The sequence below is a fragment of the Sinorhizobium fredii USDA 257 genome (assembly GCF_000265205.3).
Classification (GTDB): domain Bacteria; phylum Pseudomonadota; class Alphaproteobacteria; order Rhizobiales; family Rhizobiaceae; genus Sinorhizobium; species Sinorhizobium fredii_B.
The window spans coordinates 3410666-3432462 of the sequence record NC_018000.1 but is presented as its reverse complement, the minus strand read 5'-3'; the positions used below and the strand labels follow the sequence as shown (position 1 = coordinate 3432462).

Genomic DNA, 21797 nt, shown 5'->3' with positions numbered 1-21797 from the left:
ATGCCGAATGAACGCCCCATACGGATCCTTCATTGCTTCAGATCGCCGATCGGCGGCATCTTCCGTCATGTTCGGGATCTCGCCGAGGCCCATGCGGAAGCGGGCCATCAGGTTGGAATTCTCTGCGACAGCACGACGGGCGGCTCCTATGAGGACGCGCTTTTCGACGAGATCCGCCCCCTCTTGGCGCTCGGCATCGTCCGCACGCCGATCCATCGCACGATCGGGCCCTCGGACATTGGCGCGCTCTGGCGCAGCTACAAGCAGATCAGGAGCTTGCAACCGGATGTGTTGCACGGGCACGGCGCCAAGGGCGGCGTACTCGCACGCATCATCGGTTCAGCACTGCGGGTCAACAAGTATCGCGTAGCCCGCCTCTATTCGCCCCATGGGGGCAGCCTCCACTATGAGCGGGGATCCCTGACCGGCGGCGCCATCTTCCGGATGGAGCGCTTGCAGGAGCGTCTCACCGACGCGCTCGTCTTCGTCTGCGATTTCGAGCGGCAGACCTATTTCGCCAAGGTCGGGCGGCCGGTGGGGCGCAACGAGCTGATCTATAACGGCATCGGCGACACGGAGTTCGCGCCGGTCGCGGCAAGCGCGGATGCAGCCGACTTCCTCTATATCGGCATGATGCGGGACCTGAAGGGGCCGGATCTTTTTATCGAGGGCTTCGCAAAGGCCGAAGGACTTGCGGGACGGCCGCTCTCGGGCGTGATGATCGGGGACGGTCCGCAGCAATCCCAGTATGAAGACATGATCGCGGGCATGGGGCTCGGAGATCGCGTCAGGATGCTCCCGGCGATGAAGGCGCGCGATGCGTTTACGCTTGCCCGTACTGTGGTTATTCCCTCTCGCGCCGAATCGATGCCCTACATCCTTCTCGAAGCACTCGCCGCCGGAAAGCCGGTCATCGCGTCGCGCGTCGGCGGCATGCCGGAAGTGCTGGGCGCCGACAGCGGAGCACTCGTCGAGCCGGCAGATGCAAGGGCGCTCGCCGATGTCATGGCGGCGGCCGTCGATCAGGACTGGGCGGCCCGGACGATGCCCGACGCGGAGCGCTTCAAGTCCCGCTTCTCGGCCGCTGTGATGACCCGGCGCGTCATGCAGCTCTATCGTGAACTTACGGAGGAAACGCTTTTTGCCGAGGCGCGCCTTCGTACAACGTAAGCGTTTCTTAGTGGCTTTCTGCTATCCGGGCGTAGGGACAGCGCCGGGAAGCCACCATGAACCAGTTTGACAGGCCCGAGACCTTCGATACCGAGGCGCTTCGCAAGAAGGTCTCCGAGATCCGAACGACTTCTCTCGACGGAAAAAAGACCGAGAAAAGCCTGCCGCCGCTCAACCCGCTGGCCCGGCAGATCGCGCTCCAGTTCCGGGCCGATACCTATTCTCCGTCCATGATCACCGGTCTCATTCGGCTGCTCGATCTCTGCGCCCTCTTTGCGATCGGCTATGCCATCAATACGCAATATGTCCGTCCGGCGCTCCAGGATTTACCGGTCTACCTCGCCATTCTCGCCCTTGGATCAGCACTCGCCGTGATCGCCATGCAGATTGCCGACACCTACCAGGTGCCGGCACTCAGGGCATGGCTGCGAATGACGCCACGCATTCTGGCCGCCTGGGTGGCGACTTTCGGCACGATCGCGCTCGTTCTGTTCTTCCTGAAATCGGGCCATCTCTATTCGCGCGTCTGGGTTGGCGGCTGGTTCGTCGCCGGCGCGCTCTTCCTGGTTGCCGAACGCGCCTTCATCGCCTATTCGATCCGGCATTGGTCGCGCAACGGCACGATGGAGCGCCGCGCGGTGATCGTCGGCGGCGGTGCTCCGGCAAGAGACCTGATCCGTACGATCGAGCACCAGCCACACAACGACATCCGCATCTGCGGCATCTTCGACGACCGCGACGAACGGCGCTCGCCGCACGTGATCGCCGGTTACCCGAAGCTCGGTACCGTCGACGAACTCGTCGAATTCGCGCGGCTCGCCCGGATCGACATGCTGATCTTCTCGCTGCCTCTGACGGCGGAAAAGCGCATCCTCGAACTTCTGAGGAAACTCTGGGTGCTGCCGGTCGACATTCGCCTCGCCGCCCATGCCAACAATCTGCGCTTCCGGCCCCGCAGCTACTCCCATGTCGGTCAGGTGCCGATGCTCGACATCTTCGACAAGCCGATCGCCGATTGGGATTCCGTCGCCAAGCGATGCTTCGACATTTTCTTCAGCATCGTGGCGCTCGCCTTGCTCTGGCCCGTGATGCTGGTCGCCGCGGTCGCGGTCAAACTCACCTCCCCCGGCCCGATCATTTTCAAGCAACACCGCCACGGCTTCAACAACGAGACCATCGAAGTTTACAAGTTCCGCTCGATGCACTCGCACATGAGCGATCCGACCGCCCGCAATGCGGTAACCAAGGGAGATCCCCGCGTCACGCCCGTCGGCCGTTTCCTGCGCAAATCCTCGATCGACGAACTGCCGCAGCTCCTCAACGTGCTGAAAGGCGAGCTCTCTCTTGTCGGACCGCGCCCGCATGCCGTTCTCGCCCAAACGCACAACCGCACCTATTCGGATGTCGTAGAAGGCTATTTCGCCCGCCACCGGGTCAAGCCCGGCGTCACCGGCTGGGCCCAGATCAACGGCTGGCGCGGCGAGATCGACAATGACGAAAAGATCCGCTTCCGCACCGCCTTCGATCTCTACTATATCGAGAACTGGTCGCTGCTTCTCGATCTCAAGATTCTGTTTCTGACGCCCTTCCGGCTGCTCAATACGGAAAACGCGTATTGATCTCCGCCAACGCTTCGCAGGCGGCCATCTTCCGGCCACAGCTCGCCGCGGTATCGATCATCGGCTCCGGCCTGGTGACGATCGGCGTCTTCCTGTCGGGCTTCGTGATCGCGGAGCCCGCGCCCTATGAAGTCTTCATGGCCGGCCTCATCGGTCTCTGGTTTCTCTTCGGTCTGAAGATTTCGCGCGCCATCGCACCCCTGCTTGCCCTGCTCATCCTGTTCATGATTGGCGGCATGCTGTCGCTGACGGTGATGGACGAACTCGCCACCGGTCCGTTGTACATGGCCGTCTCGGGCTTCCTCGCGCTTACCGCCGTCTTCTTCGCCGCGATCGTCGAAGACCGTCACCAGCGCCTGCGGCTGATCTTCAACGCCTGGGTTTCGGCCGCTGTGATCACCGCCCTTCTCGGCATTCTCGGCTATTTCGGTGCGATCCCGGGGGCGGCACACTTCACCCTTTATGACCGTGCCAAGGGTGCCTTCCAGGATCCGAACGTCTTCGGGCCGTTTCTCGCCGCGCCGGTGCTCTATCTGGTGCATGGCCTGCTCACGCAGCCGATCCGGCGGGCCCCGTCGAAAATCGCCGGCCTCGTCGCGCTCACTCTCGGGGTCTTCCTTTCCTTCTCCCGCGCTGCCTGGGCGCTCAATCTCTTTTGTGTCGCCGCCCTGATCTTCGTCATGCTCCTCAAGGAGCGCAGCGGCCTGTTCCGGCTCAGAATCCTTGTGCTTACGCTCTGCGGCGCGCTCTTCGTCATGGCGGCACTTGCCGCCGCCCTGCAATCGGAACAGGTGGCAGCGCTCTTTTCGAGCCGCTCGCAACTTGTCCAAGACTATGACGGCGGGCACCTCGGGCGTTTCGACCGGCACCGGATCGGCTTTCTGATGTCGATGGAAAGGCCACTCGGCATGGGGCCGCTGATGTTCGGCATGATGTTTCTGGAGGACGAGCACAATGTCTGGCTGAAAAGCCTGACCTCCTATGGCTGGTTGGGGTTCGTCGCCTATGTGACGCTCATTGCGTGGACGCTCGCGCTCGGCTTTCGACTTCTGCTGCTCGACCGACCCTGGCAGCCACACCTGATGATTGCATGGGTGACGCTGGTCGGCCATGTCGGCATCGGCAATGTCATCGATACCGATCACTGGCGTCATTTCTACATGCTGCTCGGGATTGTCTGGGGTTGCGCCGCGCTCGAATACCGCAACCGGCGGCAGGTCCATGCGGAAAGACACGCTCTGCCATGAAGCCGCCGATCGAGACGGATCGGCAGCCGCTTCATTGCGCCTCCTCGAAGTGCCCGAACCAGCTCGCCATGCGCCCGCACCGCTGGCGGGCTCAATAAACATGCGTTATCGGCAGATTAGATGCTTGCGACCGTGGTCGGATATGACGCGGAAAGCGGGCCTCGAAGGCGCCATGAAACGCCCGGCGAGACCCGCATTCGCCGCTCTCCTGGGCTAGTCTTCTGTGGTCGGTTCTTCTTGCTGCAGCTTCTGCTGCAGGAGAAGCTCGTCGGTCGGCTTGGACTCTTCGGTCTTCGTCACGCTGGCCGTCGTGATCTCTTTGTCTACCGGGCCCGCAGAGGCCGTGGTGTCGTTGTGGCCGAGGCAAGCGGCTGATGCTGCCGTCGCGGAAAATGCGAGGGCGGCTGCAAGTACGAGGATGCGCTTCATGGGGCTTCTCCTGTTGTTGCAGGCGCAGTGTATCTGCGCCTCCGCCGTCGACCAAATCACAAATCCGTTCGCTTCGATGCGTCTGCGCCACTGAGGCTTTCCTCGAAGCTGCCATAGACGGGCGATAATCCATTTTCCCCTTGCGCCGCCCGTATGTTCCGATTAATGAGAGCGGGCTTGTAACAAAGCGGGTCGGAGCGTAGCGCAGCCCGGTAGCGCACTTGACTGGGGGTCAAGGGGTCGTGGGTTCGAATCCCGCCGCTCCGACCATTATCTCCTTGAAAAGGCAAGAGTTATTCTGTCCCTCACACCGGGAGCGGATAGGTCCTGCTCTTTTTCCACCGGATCATTTCAGACCGAACGGATCGCCAGCGAGTTCAGCAGCCAAGCCGAGTCGATCGAGATGTCGATGCTGACATCATTGAGCAGCGCCCAGATACGATCAGCAACGCCGACATAGACCCAGAGTTCGCGGCCAGCCGGGAAGGCCATCTCCGTGAACAGGTTGATGATTCTTCTTTCACCCGGGGTCGCCTGGACGCTCGTGCCGGGGAAGCTCTCGCCGTCGCCGCGGCAGTCGAGGCCCGATATGAACCATTGGTCACTTACCTCGTTGGCCGGATCGACATCATCCCAGTTCCAGAACACGGCCATGACGAGCCTGCCGCGCGTGGTGGCATGGAAGTCGGACCAGCCGAACTCGTCATAGGTCGAGATATGATGGCGGCAAATGAGCGCCGACAGATCGGCCTTGACCTGAAGTATGCCCGTGCGCAGCGTCTTGAAGGGAACGAGGTAGCCGTTCTCCCGATAGGCGCAGAGGAGGTCGACGTCGGACGCGTCATCGTTGCGGGCAACCAGCTTGGATCCCATGCGGGCGGCGCAATCCAGATAGGAACGGTTTTCGACGATCGCTCCGTCGCCGGTCGCCTGGTTTTGATCAAGCCGGTCCCAGCAGCCGCCGAAATGCGGATAGAACAGCTTTTCCTTGTCGGGATCGGGCGCGACGTAAACGATCGGCGGCTGAGCCAAGGCATCGGCGAGGCTTCCGACCACCGATTCGTGAAAGTGAAAGGCACTGTAGCCTTTCACCAGCTGACCAAACTTGTCATAGGCACGGTCGTGCAGCCCCTTGACCGCCTTTAGGTCCACGTCTGCGTTTCTGGCTTCGAGAAGCGACTTGTAGCGAAGGCCCGGACCGCGGGGATCGTCGCGTCTGCCGCCCCTCGCAGTGCTTGTGATTCTGTCGCGCAATGCGGACGGAAAGATCTGGCGCCGCTCTTCGCCGAACGACTGGCGCAGCGCATCCAGCTTATCCACGGTTGCGCGCCACTCATCCTTTTGCCGACGTTGATAGATCGCCTGGAGCCGATCCAGGACCTCTGGGGACGACCGATCTGCTCTCGTGCGTTCAATGTGATCTGCTACTTGCATGCCTGCCTCCCGTGGTTGCGAATGCCAGGTCGGACTGACCCAGTGTATTTTGCCACAGAGTGCGCGCGGTACGTGTTACCTATGGAACGCTCCTTCCCCGATCCACCCACCAAATGTGGGATAGGAACGCACGAGACGGTTCCGCTCGCGGCCGACACTGTCACGGAATTTACCTCCGTGGGTCAGGCCGCGAGACGATGAACGCGCCCAGGGCAAGCATGATCAATGCAATGATGGATGCCGTGAGCATGGAGGGTTGAAGGCGGAGCCAGAAGAATGCGAAACCAAGAGCCATGAGCGACAACGCGCATATCTTTGCGCCCCGCGATATAGCACCGTCTTTCCGCCAATCGCGCAATGGCTGTCCGAACAAGGGATGATCGAACAGCCATTGTTCGAGACGCGGAGATGATCGTGCAAAGAGCCAGGCGGCCAGGAGCAGGAAGGGCGTCGTCGGCAGAAGCGGCAGGAATATGCCTGCCACGCCGATACAGACCATGATCCAACCGAGCCCGAGAAGAATAAGCCGCATGGAAAGGTTCAACTAATTTTTCCTTGTAAGGGCATGAACCTGCGGGAGATCTGCTCGCATCCGCCGGTTCTGAAAGCTCGAGCTCGTAATCCTCGTCCAAGGTGTCCGCCAGCTCCGCTTCGAGCCAGTCGAAGTTTTCTTCCTCGCGTGTTGATTTGGTCATTTCACCGCTCCGACGTCTTGGGTAAAGGCCGCATATTGAACCTTATTCCAGCGCCGTGAAGGAAAATTGACGCGGATGGCCGCCGACGTCCTCGCAAGCATCAATGACCGGCGCCTCTCACTGCGCAGAGTTTCCTTCACAAAGCATCCCTTGACCTTCCAACGGTGGGAAGGCCTATCTTCCGGTCATACGCATTTACGGAGACAGATATGCAGCGCTACAAGATCGAAGATATGAACTGCGGCGGTTGCGCAAGCGCAGTGGAGAAGGCGATTCGCGGCGTCGATCCGACGGCCGGAATTGAGGTGGATCTTGGCGCGAGGGAAGTCAGCATCGAGACGGCGGCCGATAGAGCAGTGATCGCGCGGGCGCTCAACGCCGCCGGCTACGAAAGCCTGCCCCTTTAGGCGGATGAAGCGATTGCTCGGCCGCGCTCCATTCGAAAACCCCCATCCTCAAGGCAGATACATCACAAGGAATAGGACCATGGCATCCCCGAGTGCCGTCAGAAATGCAGAAGATTTGCAAAGGCTGAGCCTTTCTGTGGAGGGCATGAACTGCGCCTCCTGCGTGGCGCGCGTCGAGAAGGCGATCAGCGCCGTGCCGGGCGTAGTATCCGCGTCCGTCAATCTGGCAACGAAGCGCGCAGACGTCCGGCTCGATACGACGGCGAAACCAGCCGAGATCGTCAAAGCGATCGAGAATGTCGGTTACGGAGCGGTTGAAGACACGCTCGAGCTCGGCATCGAGGGGATGAATTGCGCCTCCTGCGTCGGGCGCGTGGAGAAAGCGCTGAGGGCCGTTCCAGGCATTGTCGAGGCGAATGTCAATCTGGCCAGCGAGAGAGCCTCGATCCGGTTGGTCAGGGGGCTCGCGTCTACGCAGATGCTGTTGGACGCGGTTCGCGGCGCCGGCTACGAGGCGCATCAACGCGGCAATGACCGCGACATCGACCGCGAAGCGGAGAAGCGCGACGAGGAGCTCAACCGCCTACAGCGGGACTTCCTGATCGCCGCTTTACTGACGCTGCCTATCGTCGTCCTCGAAATGGGGTCGCACTTCGTGCCGGCGATCCATGACTTCGTGATGACCCGGATCGGCATGGAGCAGAGCTGGTACCTGCAGTTTGCGCTCGCGACGATCGTTCTCTTCGGCCCCGGCTTGCGCTTTTTCGCGAAGGGTGTGCCTGCCCTGCTGCGTGTCGCGCCAGACATGAATTCGCTGGTGGCGATCGGGACGGCGGCCGCCTGGGGCTATTCCGTCGTCGCGACCTTTGCGTCGGGGCTTCTGCCGACCGGGACATCCAATGTCTATTACGAAGCGGCAGCCGTGATCGTCACGCTGATCCTGCTCGGACGGCTGCTCGAAGCGCGCGCCAAGGGGCGCACGTCGGAGGCGATCAAGCATCTGATGGGGCTTCAGCCGAAGACTGCACGGGTCCGCCGCGACGGCGAGGCGCTGGAGATCCCGATTGCCGAGTTGCGCGCCGGCGACTTTGTGCTGGTGCGTCCCGGGGAGAAGATTGCCGTCGACGGCACGATTGTCGAGGGAGATTCCTATGTCGATGAATCGATGATCACCGGCGAGCCGGTGCCGGTCGAAAAGACGAAGGCATCGGACGTCGTCGGCGGCACCATCAACAAGACCGGCGCCTTCACATTCCGCGCCACCAAGGTCGGGGCCGATACGGTCCTTGCTCAGATCATCCGGATGGTTGAGCAGGCGCAAGGCACGAAACTGCCGATCCAGGCGCTCGTCGATCGCATCACGGCCTGGTTCGTGCCGGCTGTCATGGCCGTCGCCCTGCTGACTTTTGTCGTCTGGCTTATCTTTGGACCGCACCCGGCCCTGGCCTTCGCACTCGTCAACGGCGTTGCGGTGCTGATTATCGCCTGCCCCTGCGCAATGGGCCTCGCGACGCCGACCTCGATCATGGTCGGCACCGGCCGCGCCGCCGAGATGGGTGTGCTTTTCCGCAAGGGCGAAGCCTTGCAGACCTTGCGCAATGCCGAAATTATCGCCGTCGACAAGACCGGCACGCTGACCAAGGGGCGGCCGGAACTGACCGACCTCAACACGGCGCCGGGTTTCGATCGCAGTTCCGTCCTGGCTTTGGTCGCCGCCGCCGAAGCACGCTCCGAACACCCGATCGCCGAAGCCATTGTTTCGGCTGCCAAGGCCGAGGGCTTCGCTGTCAGCGACCCCGACAATTTCAAGGCGATCCCTGGCTTCGGCACCCGGGCGGAGATCGCCGGAAAGACCGTCCATGTGGGCGCCGACAGGCTGATGGCGCGCCTCGGCCTCGACGTCTCGGTCTTTGCCTCGGAGGCCGCCCGGCTCGGCGACGAAGGCAAGAGCCCGCTCTATGCCGCGATCGATGACAGGCTCGCCGCGATAATCGCCGTTGCCGATCCGGTGAAGGAGACGACGCCACAAGCCATTCGGGCGCTGCATGATCTCGGCCTGAAGATCGCGATCGTCACCGGCGACAACCGCCGGACTGCAGAGGCCATCGCCCGCAAGCTCGGCATCGACGATGTTCTCGCCGAGGTGCTTCCGGACGGCAAAGTCGCGGCGGTGAGCCGCCTGCAGGCGGATGGCCGCAATGTCGCCTTCGTCGGCGACGGGATCAACGACGCGCCGGCGCTTGCCACCGCCGATGTCGGGATTGCCATCGGCACGGGAACCGACGTCGCGATCGAGAGCGCCGACGTGGTGCTGATGTCCGGCGATCTGCTCGGCGTGCCTAATGCGATAGCACTTTCCCGGGCGACGATCCGCAACATCAAGGAAAACCTGTTCTGGGCCTTTGCCTATAACGTGGTGCTGATACCGGTGGCCGCCGGTGCGCTCTATCCCGGCTATGGCGTGCTGCTCTCGCCCGTCTTTGCCGCCGGTGCGATGGCGCTTTCCAGCGTCTTCGTGGTCGGCAATGCCCTGCGGCTCAAGAGATTTCCGTCCTCTGCGCGTGGGTGATAGGCACTGACAAGCGGTTCTATTCGCTTCCGGTCGTGGGCCACCTTATATCTCCAAGATAACCGCCGCCTGTCGAAAGGGTGATGACATGAATATCGGCGATCTCGCGCACGCTTCAGGCGTTTCGGCGAAGATGATCCGTTACTACGAGAAGATCGGTCTCATCCCGCCGGCCGACAGGAGCCAGTCCGGCTACCGCAATTACGGCGACAACGATGTCCATACGCTGCGCTTCATCCGGCGCGCCCGTGATCTCGGCTTCACCGTCGAGCAGATGGCGGACCTTCTGGCGCTTTGGTGCGATCGTTCGCGCGCCAGCAGCGAGGTCAAGAAGATCGCGCTCGATCAAGTGGCGATACTCGAACGCAAGGCGGAGGAGTTGAAGGCGATGAGCCGCACGCTGAAGCATCTTGCCGCCCATTGCCACGGCGATGCGCGGCCGGATTGCCCGATAATCGACGATCTTGCCGATGCGGAAAAGCTGCCGGAGAAGCCGCTTGAGCCTGCCAGGTTCGGCCGCGGCGGTGTCGAACCGGTGCGCGGTGTGCGGCGATCTGGTGCATCGACACGCTGAGCGACCCGGCGTCTACTAAAGTGCGTCGCATTCAAACGTATTCATGCGAAGCGCTTTAGGCTCTTGTTTTTATGCATGTCGTCATCCCAAAACCGCTGCACACTTTTGGGCGACATGCATTAATTTCGTGCGATCAGCAGCGGATCAAGCTGCAAGGAATAGCCAGGAAAGGAGTGACCCCATGACCATCCATCGCCGAGATTTCCTGGCCGGCACCCTGGCAGGCGCATTCCTCGTCTTGCTCGGTCCCCGCATCGCGCTGGCCAGTGCCGGGCGCATGGTGATCTACAAGGATCCGCTCTGTGGCTGCTGCGAAAGCTGGGCGGCAGCCATGATGGGCGCGGGGTTCGCGATAGAAGTCCACAACGAGACCGACATGACAGCAGTCAAACGCCGCTTCGCCATCCCGGCGGATATGGAGGCCTGTCACACCGCCACGCTCGACGGCTATCTGATTGAAGGACACGTGCCGCTCGCGGCGATCAAGAAACTGATGGCTGAGCGTCCGGACATTGCGGGTCTCGCCGTACCCGGCATGCCTGCGGGGTCGCTCGGCATGGGAGACGATCCCCAAGCCGCCTATGAAGTATATGCGTTCAGCAAGATACCCGGCGCGGCGCCGACCGTTTTCCATAGCGTTCGCCCGGCAACGTAACACGCCATCCTACGCGCCACTCACTTGGCAAGGAAGAGCAGGTCGAAGCCTCTGAGTTCGCGTCGGGCGATCGACTTGCGGATCGCCGTAAAGATCGCCGACCGATTCTCCAGGCGAAATCCGCGAAAGCTTCGGATCAGCCGCACCGTTGCCGCCATGGTCCGGATCGACCGCAAAACCGCGGGGCCGGAAAGCGAGGCAGCCAGGATCTGCGGATGCACCGCCAGCAGAACGCCCGCCGTCCGCTTCCGGTCGATTGCCCGGAACTGGTCGAGCGCCTTGTATTCATAGCCTTCGATGTCGATCTTGAAGCAGAGCCGCCCGGTCTTCGCCATCGCCTGCAGCTTCGGGATCGTGACGGTCTCGGCGGAAATCGCCATGCCGGTGTCGTCGGCGATCAGCGCCGAGGTTTCCGAACTGCCGAAGCCGCCCCCGACGGAGTTGAGCACCAGGCGCTCGTCCTGCGACAGCGCGGCGTTGACAAGTGCCACCTCGCCGGCGTTGCCAACCTTCATCTGCGTCAGGATGTCGAAGCACACCGGATCGGGCTCGACGACGATGACATTGTTTGCGATCTGAGCCGCCCAGTAGGACGTCACGCCGATCCAGCCGCCTATGTCGATGAAGGTCGTCTTCGTATCTACGAGGCGGGCGATGTTCCGAAACGTGCCGGGCTCCCACTGGCCCGCTTGCAGGCGGGCGAAGAAGCGCTTCTTTTCCGGTTTGTCGGGGAAGTAAACGGTCTTGTCGAAATAGGTTATGGCGCGCATCGCGCCTCTCTACTGCATGATTCCGGAATTCGGAACCGGAATAAATTCATGCAGCCGCTCAAGGTGCGGCGGACAAGACCCGTCGGGAGCGTCTTAGAACCCTATGCTTCAACTCGTTGCGCGCGGCTGCGGGCTTCGGTGAGCTCGGAGGTCGTTTGGCTGAGGCGGTCGGCGAGCACACGCATGATCTCCACCGCCATTTCCGGAAAATCGGCGAGCAGCTTCAGGAAGTCGTCCTTGCGAATGCGCAAGGCCTCGAGCGGAGTGGTCGTCTGAATGGTTGCCGTACGCGGCGTGTTGCAGAGGATGGCGATCTCGCCGACGATCGAATTCTGCTCGACCTCGGCAACCTTCAACTGCCCGGTTGGCGTCGAAACCAGCACGTCGGCCTTGCCGGACAGGATGACATAGGCGGCGTCGCCGATATCTCCTTGATGGAACAGGTCTTCGCCAGCGCTGTACATCACCCGGTCGGAGGTGAAAGCGAGAAGTTTGAGTTTCGCAGGCGGCAGGCCGGAAAAAAGCGTGATCCGGCGCAACATTTCCACTTCGTCTTTTAGGAGCATATCAGTCCGCTTCTCCGAGTGTGTCGTGGGCGCTATCACGTCCCTTCCCGACCGACCGGGAAATTACGCCTGCCTCCCGATGCTAATACTACATCAAGATGCCAGTTCCTTATAGTCGCTGCCTTTCGACGGCGTTTCCACCGCTTCTTCGTATACCAACCGGCCGTTCTCGAAATGCACCACCCGGTCGAAGAGTTCCGAAAGGGCGGGATTGGAAAGGACCCATACGATCGCCGGATCGCGCTTCTCGTCATGCAGGAAGGCGAAGGTGTTGCGGGTGATCTGGTCCTGTGTGCGTTGGTCGAGAGCCCGTAGCGGCTCATTGAAGATATAGAAATCGGAAAGCCGGATCAGGGCGCGCGCCAGGTTGAGCTTCTGCCGCTGGCCGGCCGTCAAGCGCTTGCCACCGGCCCCGACATCGAAATCGAGCCCGAAGGCCAACACCTTGTTGTAGAGGCCGAGCGATTCGAAGAGATCGCGAACGATCGCCCGAATTTTGTCCGACCCGTCCGTGTGCTTATGGCCGATCCGACCGAAGAGCACGTTGTCGAGAATGCTGGCCGAGGCAATATAGCGGTTCGGCTGATAATGCTCGATGATGCCGACGAGATCGGCGGGCAGGCCGTCGCTGAACTCGCGCCGCGCCTCGACGATCTTCTGCATCAGATCCTCGGTCAGGAGGCCGAAGCGATGCCGCGGCTCGATATAGCCGAAGCACAGCCGGATGATCCGGATTGCGTCCTCCTCCGAGACCTCGTCGAGCGGCCGGCCCCTGAGCTTCTGAAGAAGCGCCTCATAGGTCGGAATTTCCTCGCTGGTCATAAAGGTAAGCTGCTGGAAGAAGGGGTGATCCGGCGGCAGGTCGCGGAACAATTCGACGACGTTCTCGGCGATTTCGAGCCCCATTTCGTAGAAGGTCTCGTGAAGGCCGGCCCGTTTCAACACGGTCTTGAAGAAGGGGTGGCTCTCCAGTGCCCTTTCCCACCGCGCCTGGTCTGTGACTGTGCCGAACAGCAGGTTTTCGCCAACCGTTGCTTCGACATTGTAGGAGCCCGGCTCGAAGAACACGACAAGATCGCTGAGCCTCTCTGCCTCGAGCCGCCGGCGCAGCGCGGCACGCATCTCGACGATTTCGCTGGCGAAAGCCTCGTGTTCGACGGGATTGATCGTCGAGCGGACAGCGAGCGCCGAAATGTCGTTCGTCAGGAGCACGACATCGAGCACGGCCCTGATCTTCCCGAACAGATCTTCCGGCCCCTTGGCCCCCGCAGCTCCGTAGTCGATCCAATCGCTATTGAGGTCGAACGAGGGATTGCCAGCGAGCTTCGCTTCGAGCAGTTCCCACCGACGATGAGCCGCCTTGTCGCCCTCGTAAGCCACCTCGGTCAGCGGCGCGTGCTTGAGACCATAGAGCAGATTGTCGCCGAGTCTGCCCTGGAAAGCGTAGACCTCCGAGGAGGCGTACGACATCCGCCGCCCGATGACCGCTTCCGGCAGTTCGTGAATATCCTCGTCGCCGATGACGATCCTGCCGCTTGCCGGCCAGGCTAGGCGGCCGAGCGCCTCGGCCAGAGCCTCTCCGCCGCCGCCCGTCCCCCCGGTGATGGCGACCGTCTCGCCCGGGCGTGCCTGGAAGGAGACATGTTCGATCAGCTTGGCGCCGCCATCGTCGGCAATGGTGAGATTGACGGCCGCAAGCGTGCCTGAGAGCGCCTGAGGCGGAGCAACCGAAACCTCTTGCACCTTCGGGTCGATCAACGGCTCGACGCTGAACTGTTCCACGACCTGGGAGTATTTGACCTGCACGTCCTGACGCGCTTGATCCCAATCGATCAGCTCCTTCAGCGGTCCGGGCAGATCCTTGTAGGCGCCGATGACCGCGACGAGCTGGCCGATGTCGAGGCGCCCCTGCAGGGCGAAATAGCCGCCGATCGAATAGAACAAGAAGGGCGTGACCTGGGCGAGGAAGTTGTTCAGGAACTTCACCAGGAACTTCCATTCATAAATGTCGTAGCGGATCTTGAAGATCCGGCCGAGACGCGCGGCAATGTCGGCGCGCTCGTAATTGGAGGTATCATGACCGCGGATCGTGCCGATGCCGTCGACGATTTCGCTGACCCGCCCCGAGAGCTCACGCGCCGTAAGTTGCCGTTCGCGCCCGAGCACCAGCAGCCGCCGGCGCATGCGCGGGATGATCACCGCCTGGACCGCGACGATGACAAAGGCGATGATGCCGAGCCAGAAGCTCTGAATCAGAATGAAAATCAGCGCCGTCAGCGCCTGGCCGCCGAGAAGCGCAGGCTGCACGAAGGCATCGCCCGTGAAGCCGCCCATGGGCTCGACTTCATCCTTGATCATCGTCGAGATTTCCGCCGGCTTCACGCGCTTCAAGTGATGCGGTGGGAAGCGCAGGACGCGATCGATAAGCTCGAAACGGATGCGCCTCAGGAGCCGTTCACCAAGCCGGCCCTTGTAGGTGTTGATGTAGAACTTGAAGAGCCCGTTGATGATCACCAGCAGGAGAAAGACGAGACTGAGTGCCAGCAGCGTGCCCTGCCGCCCAAGCTCGATTCCCGAAAAGACATTGACCTCGCCAACGAATGGCAGGCTGAAGGAAATCGGCAGAAACGTCTGGGTTGCCCCGGGCGTTTCGAATCCCTGCCCCTGGATCGGCCCGTTGACGATCTGCTTAGGCAGGTCGAAGGACATGAAATAAGGGATCATTGACAGCGCTACGATCAGGAGGATCCAGAGCTGTGACTTTCGGGTATGGGTCCAGATGTAGCGGGAAAGACGTGGTTCCATGGGCGGGTAATGAGACCTAATCTAAATTTCGGGATCGCAGCGCCGCTCCGGAAGCGGACGCTGGCCGCAAATGGTTTCTCTCCACCAGATCTTCAATGGCGTGCGCCTCTTCTACGAACTCGTGACTACCTGCCATGAGAGCAGAGGCCTACTCCATGTCAAGCGCTTGGCTGACCAAGCAAACTCCCTGCCGCCAAAAAATCGAACCAGTTCCTGTCGTTCCGGCGCGAGCGGCGTGTTCACTCGGCTCCTTCGGCAACCTGTCAGTCGCGGTTTTCCTTGCGCGCCTTGCGCTTGCCGGACCCCGAGCTTACAACAGCCGCATGACGCATGCCAGCCACTCCCCCCACAGTTCCAGCGAATGGCACGAGAACGGTTACGACCTTGCGCGAGGATTGGCCGCTTACACGGGAAGCGTACTCGTCGACGGCATAGCCAGGGTCGTCGCGAAGCATCCCGATGCGAGCATCGCCAATGCCTTCAACCACAAGCAGGTTCTGTGCAAGCTCTGGGCGCGCGACGAGCTCTTCAACAATGCCGGTCCCGCCTATGGCAGGGTCGTCGTTCTCGGCGGCTGGTACGGTGTCCTGCCGGCCATGCTCCTCGACGATCGGCGCTTCACGATCGACGCGATCGACAGTTTGGACATCGATCCGGCTGTCGAACAGGTAGCCCGCACGCTGAATTCCGGGTTCGGCGATCGGTTTCGCGCTGTCACGGCGGACATGTATGCGATCGACTATCGCAGCTTGAAGGCTGATCTCGTGGTCAACACCAGTTGCGAGCACATCGCCGACCTCGGCACATGGCTCGGCCTCGTCCCCTCCGGCACCCGCGTGCTGCTGCAGTCAAACGACTATTTCAGCGAGCCGAGCCACATAAACTGCGTTGCCTCGCTCGAGGAATTCCAAGCCAAGGCTGGACTGTCCCGCGTCGATTTCGCGGGCGCGCTGCAGATGAAGAAATATACGCGCTTCATGCTGATCGGCACGATCTGAGGCCTACCATCCGCTTCAGATGCTCCTCGAGGATCGTCGCCGTCCTGTCGGCTCCGTCGAGGTCGAGCGGCGGGATATCCGGTTTCGATCGCGCGAGCATCGATTCGACCTGCTGCGCGAGTTCCTGCGGCGTGATTCCGTCTTCCGGCAGAACGGCGGCGAGGCCGAGGCTCTCCAACCTCGTTGCCCGCGTACTCTGCTCCGTTTCGCCGCCGGCGGTAAAGGGGATGAGCAGCGAGCTGCAGCCAGCGCGGAGTATGTCGCAGACGGTGTTATAGCCGGCCTGCGAAACCGAAAGACGCGCGCCGGCAAGGAGGCTTGCAAAATCCTGCCGGAAGCGAAACAGGCTGACGCCATGCGGCGCCGCGGCGGAGAGGTCGTCGAAATCCGGCTGCGGCAGATTGGGGCCGGTCACCAGACACCAGCGGAGGTCTTGCGGCAATATCCTCGCCGCCCCGAGTGCTGCGCCGATCAACTCCTTGCCGACCGCGCCGCCACCCGCGGAAACCAGGATGTCGAATGTCTCGGCAGGTTCAGCCGGCGGAGGCGGAGCGACAAGCCCGGTATAGACCACCCGGTCGGCGATTTCGCCTGCAAGCGGAAAGGTCTCCTCGAGCCGCGCGAAGGCCGGGTCGCCATGGACGAGGACGAGATCGAAGTGCTTCTTCACCAGTTCGACCGTCTCCTCGGCCCGCCCTGGTTTTGTCCGCTCCTGCAGGATGTCGCGCAGCGAAGCCGCCACCAGCGGGCGCCGATCCATCGCTTCGATCGCGTCGAGCAAGGGCAGGAGTTCGAAGCGCATCTGCCGGCGGCCGAACGGAAAGGCCTCGACGATGACGACGTCCGGCTCAGAGAGATGAAGCGCCTCCAGGAGCACATCCTTGCGATGTTCCTGGAAAGCGGCCGTGACCGGATTACCCTCTGCGTCAGCCAGGCCGGAGAAGCCCTTGTCGCCCGCCGTCACCGGCGGCAGGACGACCGTCCTCAGGCCCTCTCCCGGGAAGCCAGGGACGGGCAAACCGCCGGTCGCCATCGTCACATCGAAGCCGCCGACCAGCAGCGCCTTTGCAATGCGGCTGGCCCTTGCCAGATGCCCGATACCGAGCAGGTGCTGCACATAGAAAAAAACGCGACGCTGGCTCAAGGCGACTTTCTCCATTCGCTTTCGAAAAGGCCGCTCAACTGGTTGACGCTCGAGTGATGATCGAACTCGGCCCGCACGCGCCTTTCCGCCGTAGCGCCAAGCCGCATGCGCAGAGCCGGATCGCGGATGAGCCGCTCGAGCGCGGCAGCGAGGGCGCGGGGTTCCTCCGGCGGCACCAGGAGGCCGTTCTCCTCGTCGTCAAGCAGTTCCGGAATGCCGGAGACCCGTGTCGAAACGCAGGCAAGCCGCTGGCTCGACGCCTCGACCAGCACGTTTGGCAGCCCGTCGCGATCGCCATCGACCGCAACCCGGCAGGCAAGTGCGAAAATGTCGCTCGCGCGATAGCGTGCGAGCACGTCCTTCTGGTCGAGGGCCCCGCGCCAGGTGACGTGCTGGGCAAGTCCGAGATGGTCGGAAAGCCCCCGAAGCTCCTTCGTCAGATCGCCTGCGCCGATGTGCTCGAAGCGCCAGTTGAGATCGGCGGGCAGCAGCGACAGCGCCTTGAGGAGGATGTCGTAGCCCTTCTTGGCGACAGCGCGCCCGACGCTCAGGATGTGCACCGGGTCGCCAGGATCGGAGCCATCGCGGCGAGAATGATCGCCTTCGAAGCTCGGGAAGCGATGCAGGTCGAGGCCGTGATAACTCAGATGCACACGGGACTTCTCGGCCGTCAGGCTTTTGAGATGCTCGAAGCCGCTGCGCGTACAGGTCACCGTCCAGCGCGCCCGTCCGAGTTTTTCCGACAACTCCCAATCCGAAGAGGTCCAGATGTCCTTGGCGTGCGCGGAGCAGGTCCAGGGAACGCCGGCCATGATGCTCGCATAGGCAGTCACCGAGGCCGGCGTGTGGATGAAATGCGCATGCAGCCAGCGGGCACCCTCCGGCCACTCGGCGACGAGCACCAGCGCCTGGCCGAAACGGCGGAAGCGGTTGCGCGTCCAGTCACGACGGAGATCCCGTAGGAAGGGAACCAGAGCCCGCCAGAACCCGGCCTTGGGCAGCGATTTCAACAGGGAACCAAACACCCGCCAGGGCTCGTCATGCAGGTATTCCGGCAGATAGAACACTTTAGCCCGGATCTCGTCATGGACGGGATGACGCTTCGTGTCCGTCGGGCGCCGCAGGGCGACAAGCACGAGGTCGTGCCCTGCCCTTTCGAGGCCCAACAGCTCCTGGGCAATGAAGGTTTCGGAAAGGCGTGGGTAGCCCTTCAGGACAACGGCGATCTTTCGAGTTTGCGACACGGGTTTTTCAGCTTGTCTGCTTGACGACGCTCAGGTGTTCCTTCGATCTGTGATCGAGCCATTCTCCGACAATCCCGGAGATATGGACAAGGCCCTCGAGCCTCAGGCCGTTCCTGTTGCTCGACGGCGCCGCCCGCTGCGGCAGGGCCTTGAGTGCCGCCGCGAAGCGCAGCGGGTCTTCCGACTCGTGCGGCAGCAACATCTCGACTAGGCCTAATTCGGACGCACGCCGCGCCCGGATAAGCTGCTCCTCACGCGGCTGCAGCCGCGGCACGATGAGCGCCGGCTTGTCGAAGGAGAGGATCTCGCAATAGGTGTTATAACCGCCCATCGATACGACGCCGCGGGCGCCGGCGACCAGCTCTTCCATGCGATTGTCGAACTCGATGATCTTGATGAAAGGGATGCGGCTGCCCTTCCGGATCAGCTTGTTGCGCTGCTTGGCGGGCATATAGGGACCGAGGACCACAAGCGCATTATGCGTGAGCTTGGGATCCTGCTGGTAGGCGTGGATGACGTTGTGTATGAGCTCGGCGCCATCGCCGCCGCCCCCGGTGGTCACGAGAATATAGTCGCCCTCCGGCTTGTGATCGGGCAATCCGTCATGCGGAACGCTTCTTTGCAGGAAGCCCACGAAATTCATGCGGTCGCGCACCGCCGCCGGCACGTCGAGGCCGATCAGCGGGTCGTAGAAATCCGGGGGGCCGTAGACCCAGATCGAATCGTAGAACTGCTCGATCTTGCGCATGGTGTCGCGGCGTTTCCACTCTTCCTCGAGCAGGTGCGGCGCATCCATGATTTCCCGAAGTCCGAGAACCAATCTCGTCCCGTGCGTCTTCAGGTAGGTCAACGTGTCCTCAACCTCGCCACGCAGCCCCATCGGCTCCTTGTCGACGATGAAGATGTCCGGCTTGAAGGTCTCGGCGGTCGAGCGAATGATCGACTGACGCATCTTCAGCGTCTCGTGCAGGTCGATGTGGCGGTCGAGCGAAGTGTATTCGCCGTTCCTCAGCTTGATGACGCTGGGGATTTTCACGAAGTCGACGCGGGCCCGGTAGTCGAAGGCGCCGGCGATCGTCGCCCCGGAAATGATCAGCACCTGCAGGCCGCTATAATCCTCGACGAGGGCATGCGCGATCGCGCGGCAGCGCCTCAGGTGACCGAGACCGAAAGTGTCGTGGCTGTACATGAGAATCCGGGCATCTTCGAAGCGCCGAATCATACGAAGAACCTTTCTCTCATACGTGGAAATGCCAAGTCCGCTGCAGCGCCTGCCTCGATCGAACGGCGATACCCGGGGCTATTTGTAGGGATCTGCGGCGTCGCGCAACCCGTCTCCCAGGAAGTTGAACGCCAATATCACAAGAATGACTGGTATAGTCGGAAACAACAGCCAAGGATAGAAGGCAATCACGCTGACACTTTTTGCTTCCGTCAGCAGAATGCCCCAGCTCGTGATCGGTGGGCGCAGCCCGAGGCCGAGGAAGCTGAGCGCCGTCTCGCCGAGAATCATGCCAGGAATGGAGATCGTTGCCGTCGCGATGAGGTGCGACATGAAGCCCGGCACAAGATGCCGGCCGATGATGCGGCTGCTCCTCGCTCCCATCAACTGGGCGGCGAGCACGTAATCCTCTTCCCTGAGCGCAAGCAGTTTGGAGCGGACGGCGCGTGCCAGCCCAGTCCAATCGAGGAGGCCTAGAATGACGGTTATGCCGAGATAGATGAGGATAGGGCTCCACGTCGCCGGCATGATCGCCGCAAGCGAAAGCCAGAGCGGAATGCTCGGAATCGACTGCAGAACTTCGATCAACCGCTGCACGACGAGATCGAACACACCGCCGTGATAGCCGGCAAGGCCGCCGATCACGATGCCCAGCACGAAACTCACGGTGATGCCGAGAAGCCCGATCGTCAGGGAAATCCGCGCGCCGTAGATGATGCGCGACAGCACGTCGCGTCCAAGCCTGTCGCTCCCGAGCAGGAACAGCTGGCCATTCTCCGCAGGGCAGGCCAGATGCAGGTTGCTTTCAAACAGGCCCCAGAAGCGGTAGCTGTCGCCGCGACAGAAGAAGCGGATCGGTTGGATGTCGGCGGGATTGTCCGAGTAGTTCCGCTTCAGCGTATCCATGTCGAGCTCCATCGTCCGTCCGTAGACGAAGGGGCCGACGAAGTCGCCCTCATGGAAGAAATGCACCCGCTGCGGCGGCGTATAGATGAAGTCCATGTTGCGCGTGTGCAGGTTGTAGGGCGCCAGGAACTCGCAGATGAGAATCATCCCGTATAGCACCGCCAGGAAAATGCCGGACGCCAGCGCAACCCTGTGCCGCTTGAACTTCCACCACATCAGCCGCAACTGCGACGCCTGATTGACGCGCACCTGCTCCTCCGTCATCACCTCGACGGAATAGGGATCGAAGGGGGCGGTCGACACGTAATGCGGTAGCGGCTCGCCGGGGGCAGGAATCGGTGACGTCACTTGGTGCTCCTGCCTTGCAGGCGAATTCTTGGGTCGAGGACGGCGAGCGCGAGGTCGGAAATCAAGACGCCGATGACGGTGAGGAATGCGAGGAACATCAGGAACGACCCGGCGAGATACATGTCCTGACTCTGCAGCGCCTTGATCAGCATCGGTCCGGTGGTCTCGAGCGAAAGCACGATCGCGGTGATTTCCGCCCCCGAGATGATCGCCGGCAGGATCGAGCCAATGTCGGAGATGAAGAAGTTGAGTGCCATCCGCAGCGGATATTTGACGAGCGTTCGCGTCGGCGAAAGGCCCTTGGCCCTGGCGGTCACGACATATTGCTTCTGCAGTTCGTCAAGCAGATTGGCTCTCAGCCGCCGGATCATCCCCGCCGTGCCCGCGGCGCCGACGATGATGACCGGGATCCAGATGTGTTCGAGGATCGACTTCGCCTTCTCCCAGCTCATCGGTTCGGAGAGGTATTTCTGGTCCATCAGATGGCCGATCGTCGTGCCGAACCAGATATTGGCGAAATACATGAGGATCAGCGCCAGCATGAAGTTCGGGATGGCGATGCCGATGAGACCGACCAGCGAAAGACCGTAATCGCCCCAGCTGTACTGGTTGGTCGCCGCATAGATGCCGATCGGGAAGGCGATGACCCAGGTGAAGATGATCGTGAAGAACGACACCAGGATCGTCAGCCACAGCCGGTCTCCGACAACCTCGCCGACCGGCAGCTCATATTCGAAGGAATAGCCGAAGTCGCCCTGCAGCATGCCGCCGACCCAATAGATGTAGCGCAGCAGCGGCGGCTGATCGAAACCGTATTGCTGGCGCAGCGACTCGATCTGCTCCATGTCGACGCCTTCGCCCTGCGCCCTGAGCTCGGCGATGTAGCTTTCGAAATAGTCGCCCGGCGGCAGCTCGATGATGGTAAAGACAAGCGCCGAGATGATGAGCAGGGTCGGCACCATCACTGCGATACGCCAGAGAATATACCGCAGCAT

Annotated in this window: 19 protein-coding genes, 1 tRNA gene and 1 pseudogene; 9 read left to right on the top strand and 12 right to left on the bottom strand. The window is 61.8% G+C overall.

Going from position 1 to position 21797, the window contains the following annotated elements; all coding sequences use genetic code 11:
- Genes USDA257_RS15850 through USDA257_RS15840 form a run of 3 tightly spaced genes read left to right on the top strand, consistent with a single transcriptional unit; the run spans position 1 to position 4036 of the window.
- The gene (locus tag USDA257_RS15850) at positions 1-1170 is read left to right on the top strand and encodes a glycosyltransferase family 4 protein (protein WP_041414281.1); all 1170 of its coding nucleotides are present in this window, start codon (positions 1-3) and stop codon (positions 1168-1170) included.
- A gap of 56 nt (positions 1171-1226) precedes the next feature.
- Positions 1227-2789, top strand: a complete 1563-nt coding sequence (locus USDA257_RS15845; protein WP_014763987.1) for an undecaprenyl-phosphate glucose phosphotransferase — start codon at positions 1227-1229, stop codon at positions 2787-2789.
- Entirely contained in the window at positions 2786-4036 is a 1251-nt protein-coding gene (locus USDA257_RS15840; RefSeq protein ID WP_014763986.1) for an O-antigen ligase family protein, read from the top strand. Before USDA257_RS15845 ends, USDA257_RS15840 begins: the two co-directional genes overlap by 4 nt.
- Before the next feature lie 213 nt (positions 4037-4249).
- Here USDA257_RS15840 and USDA257_RS15835 read toward each other — a convergent pair whose 3' ends face one another.
- Positions 4250-4465, bottom strand: coding sequence for a hypothetical protein (locus tag USDA257_RS15835; protein ID WP_041414280.1), 216 nt, complete (start codon positions 4463-4465; stop codon positions 4250-4252).
- Between the two features lie 193 nt (positions 4466-4658).
- On the opposite strand from USDA257_RS15835, the gene USDA257_RS15830 reads away from it, so the two are divergent.
- Positions 4659-4735 (top strand) — tRNA-Pro (locus USDA257_RS15830).
- Between the two features lie 81 nt (positions 4736-4816).
- On the opposite strand, the gene USDA257_RS15825 is transcribed toward USDA257_RS15830, so the two are convergent.
- The 3 genes and pseudogenes from USDA257_RS15825 to USDA257_RS38810 form a co-directional block, all read right to left on the bottom strand.
- Positions 4817-5899, bottom strand: coding sequence for a hypothetical protein (locus USDA257_RS15825; protein ID WP_014763985.1), 1083 nt, complete (start codon positions 5897-5899; stop codon positions 4817-4819).
- A gap of 169 nt (positions 5900-6068) precedes the next feature.
- Positions 6069-6443 carry a YbaN family protein gene (locus USDA257_RS15820; protein ID WP_041414278.1) on the bottom strand — a complete coding sequence of 125 codons (375 nt, stop codon included), beginning with the start codon at positions 6441-6443 and terminating at the stop codon, positions 6069-6071.
- Positions 6444-6492: 49 nt separating this feature from the next.
- Positions 6493-6594: pseudogene (locus tag USDA257_RS38810) on the bottom strand (polyphosphate kinase 2); the annotation flags it as partial.
- 209 nt (positions 6595-6803) lie between these two features.
- On the opposite strand from USDA257_RS38810, the gene USDA257_RS15815 reads away from it, so the two are divergent.
- The 4 genes from USDA257_RS15815 (at position 6804) to USDA257_RS15800 (ending at position 10799) form a co-directional block, all read left to right on the top strand.
- Complete coding sequence (locus USDA257_RS15815) at positions 6804-7001, top strand: heavy-metal-associated domain-containing protein (protein WP_041414277.1); 198 nt, start codon at positions 6804-6806, stop codon at positions 6999-7001.
- 79 nt (positions 7002-7080) lie between these two features.
- The gene (locus USDA257_RS15810) at positions 7081-9570 is read left to right on the top strand and encodes a heavy metal translocating P-type ATPase (RefSeq protein WP_014763983.1); all 2490 of its coding nucleotides are present in this window, start codon (positions 7081-7083) and stop codon (positions 9568-9570) included.
- An 88-nt stretch (positions 9571-9658) separates the two neighbouring features.
- Positions 9659-10144, top strand: coding sequence for a Cu(I)-responsive transcriptional regulator (gene cueR, locus USDA257_RS15805; RefSeq protein WP_014763982.1), 486 nt, complete (start codon positions 9659-9661; stop codon positions 10142-10144).
- Positions 10145-10325: 181 nt separating this feature from the next.
- Positions 10326-10799 carry a DUF411 domain-containing protein gene (locus tag USDA257_RS15800; protein ID WP_014763981.1) on the top strand — a complete coding sequence of 158 codons (474 nt, stop codon included), beginning with the start codon at positions 10326-10328 and terminating at the stop codon, positions 10797-10799.
- 20 nt (positions 10800-10819) lie between these two features.
- Here USDA257_RS15800 and USDA257_RS15795 read toward each other — a convergent pair whose 3' ends face one another.
- The 3 genes from USDA257_RS15795 to USDA257_RS15785 all read right to left on the bottom strand — a co-directional run bounded on the left by USDA257_RS15795 (position 10820) and on the right by USDA257_RS15785 (position 14940).
- A complete protein-coding gene (locus tag USDA257_RS15795; RefSeq protein WP_014763980.1) occupies positions 10820-11569 on the bottom strand; it encodes an FkbM family methyltransferase in 750 nt (249 codons plus the stop codon).
- 101 nt (positions 11570-11670) lie between these two features.
- Positions 11671-12135: a cyclic nucleotide-binding domain-containing protein gene (locus USDA257_RS15790; protein WP_014763979.1), complete on the bottom strand. Its 465-nt coding sequence runs from the start codon at positions 12133-12135 to the stop codon at positions 11671-11673.
- 93 nt (positions 12136-12228) lie between these two features.
- The gene (locus USDA257_RS15785; protein WP_014763978.1) at positions 12229-14940 is read right to left on the bottom strand and encodes an ABC transporter transmembrane domain-containing protein; all 2712 of its coding nucleotides are present in this window, start codon (positions 14938-14940) and stop codon (positions 12229-12231) included.
- A 323-nt stretch (positions 14941-15263) separates the two neighbouring features.
- Between USDA257_RS15785 and USDA257_RS15780 the strand changes: the two genes are divergently transcribed.
- A complete protein-coding gene (locus USDA257_RS15780) occupies positions 15264-15938 on the top strand; it encodes a hypothetical protein (protein WP_041415319.1) in 675 nt (224 codons plus the stop codon).
- Here USDA257_RS15780 and USDA257_RS15775 read toward each other — a convergent pair.
- From USDA257_RS15775 to USDA257_RS15755, 5 genes are all read right to left on the bottom strand, one after another.
- Entirely contained in the window at positions 15916-17097 is a 1182-nt protein-coding gene (locus tag USDA257_RS15775) for a glycosyltransferase family protein (RefSeq protein ID WP_041414276.1), read from the bottom strand. The genes USDA257_RS15780 and USDA257_RS15775 overlap by 23 nt on opposite strands.
- Complete coding sequence (locus USDA257_RS15770) at positions 17079-18326, bottom strand: glycosyltransferase family 4 protein (RefSeq protein ID WP_014763975.1); 1248 nt, start codon at positions 18324-18326, stop codon at positions 17079-17081. The genes USDA257_RS15775 and USDA257_RS15770 overlap by 19 nt, the downstream gene beginning before the upstream one ends.
- A gap of 7 nt (positions 18327-18333) precedes the next feature.
- On the bottom strand, positions 18334-19548 hold the full coding sequence (locus USDA257_RS15765; RefSeq protein ID WP_014763974.1) for a glycosyltransferase family protein: 1215 nt from the start codon (positions 19546-19548) through the stop codon (positions 18334-18336).
- Positions 19549-19626: 78 nt separating this feature from the next.
- Complete coding sequence (locus USDA257_RS15760) at positions 19627-20802, bottom strand: ABC transporter permease (RefSeq protein WP_014763973.1); 1176 nt, start codon at positions 20800-20802, stop codon at positions 19627-19629.
- Positions 20799-21797 (bottom strand): ABC transporter permease, encoded by a 999-nt coding sequence (locus USDA257_RS15755; protein ID WP_014763972.1) that lies wholly within the window; start codon positions 21795-21797, stop codon positions 20799-20801. Before USDA257_RS15755 ends, USDA257_RS15760 begins: the two co-directional genes overlap by 4 nt.

What these genes read in the sequence shown, in the direction of transcription:
- USDA257_RS15845 (WP_014763987.1), top strand. Translation starts at nt 1,227, where the DNA reads ATGAACCAGTTTGACAGGCCCGAGACCTTCGATACCGAGGCGCTTCGC.
- USDA257_RS15795 (WP_014763980.1), bottom strand. Translation starts at nt 11,569, where the DNA reads ATGCGCGCCATAACCTATTTCGACAAGACCGTTTACTTCCCCGACAAA.
- USDA257_RS15755 (WP_014763972.1), bottom strand. Translation starts at nt 21,797, where the DNA reads ATGCTGCGGTATATTCTCTGGCGTATCGCAGTGATGGTGCCGACCCTG.
- USDA257_RS15775 (WP_041414276.1), bottom strand. Translation starts at nt 17,097, where the DNA reads ATGGAGAAAGTCGCCTTGAGCCAGCGTCGCGTTTTTTTCTATGTGCAG.
- USDA257_RS15810 (WP_014763983.1), top strand. Translation starts at nt 7,081, where the DNA reads ATGGCATCCCCGAGTGCCGTCAGAAATGCAGAAGATTTGCAAAGGCTG.
- USDA257_RS15765 (WP_014763974.1), bottom strand. Translation starts at nt 19,548, where the DNA reads ATGATTCGGCGCTTCGAAGATGCCCGGATTCTCATGTACAGCCACGAC.
- USDA257_RS15800 (WP_014763981.1), top strand. Translation starts at nt 10,326, where the DNA reads ATGACCATCCATCGCCGAGATTTCCTGGCCGGCACCCTGGCAGGCGCA.
- cueR (WP_014763982.1), top strand. Translation starts at nt 9,659, where the DNA reads ATGAATATCGGCGATCTCGCGCACGCTTCAGGCGTTTCGGCGAAGATG.
- USDA257_RS15815 (WP_041414277.1), top strand. Translation starts at nt 6,804, where the DNA reads ATGCAGCGCTACAAGATCGAAGATATGAACTGCGGCGGTTGCGCAAGC.
- USDA257_RS15785 (WP_014763978.1), bottom strand. Translation starts at nt 14,940, where the DNA reads ATGGAACCACGTCTTTCCCGCTACATCTGGACCCATACCCGAAAGTCA.
- USDA257_RS15790 (WP_014763979.1), bottom strand. Translation starts at nt 12,135, where the DNA reads ATGCTCCTAAAAGACGAAGTGGAAATGTTGCGCCGGATCACGCTTTTT.
- USDA257_RS15850 (WP_041414281.1), top strand. Translation starts at nt 1, where the DNA reads ATGCCGAATGAACGCCCCATACGGATCCTTCATTGCTTCAGATCGCCG.
- USDA257_RS15835 (WP_041414280.1), bottom strand. Translation starts at nt 4,465, where the DNA reads ATGAAGCGCATCCTCGTACTTGCAGCCGCCCTCGCATTTTCCGCGACG.
- USDA257_RS15780 (WP_041415319.1), top strand. Translation starts at nt 15,264, where the DNA reads ATGACGCATGCCAGCCACTCCCCCCACAGTTCCAGCGAATGGCACGAG.
- USDA257_RS15825 (WP_014763985.1), bottom strand. Translation starts at nt 5,899, where the DNA reads ATGCAAGTAGCAGATCACATTGAACGCACGAGAGCAGATCGGTCGTCC.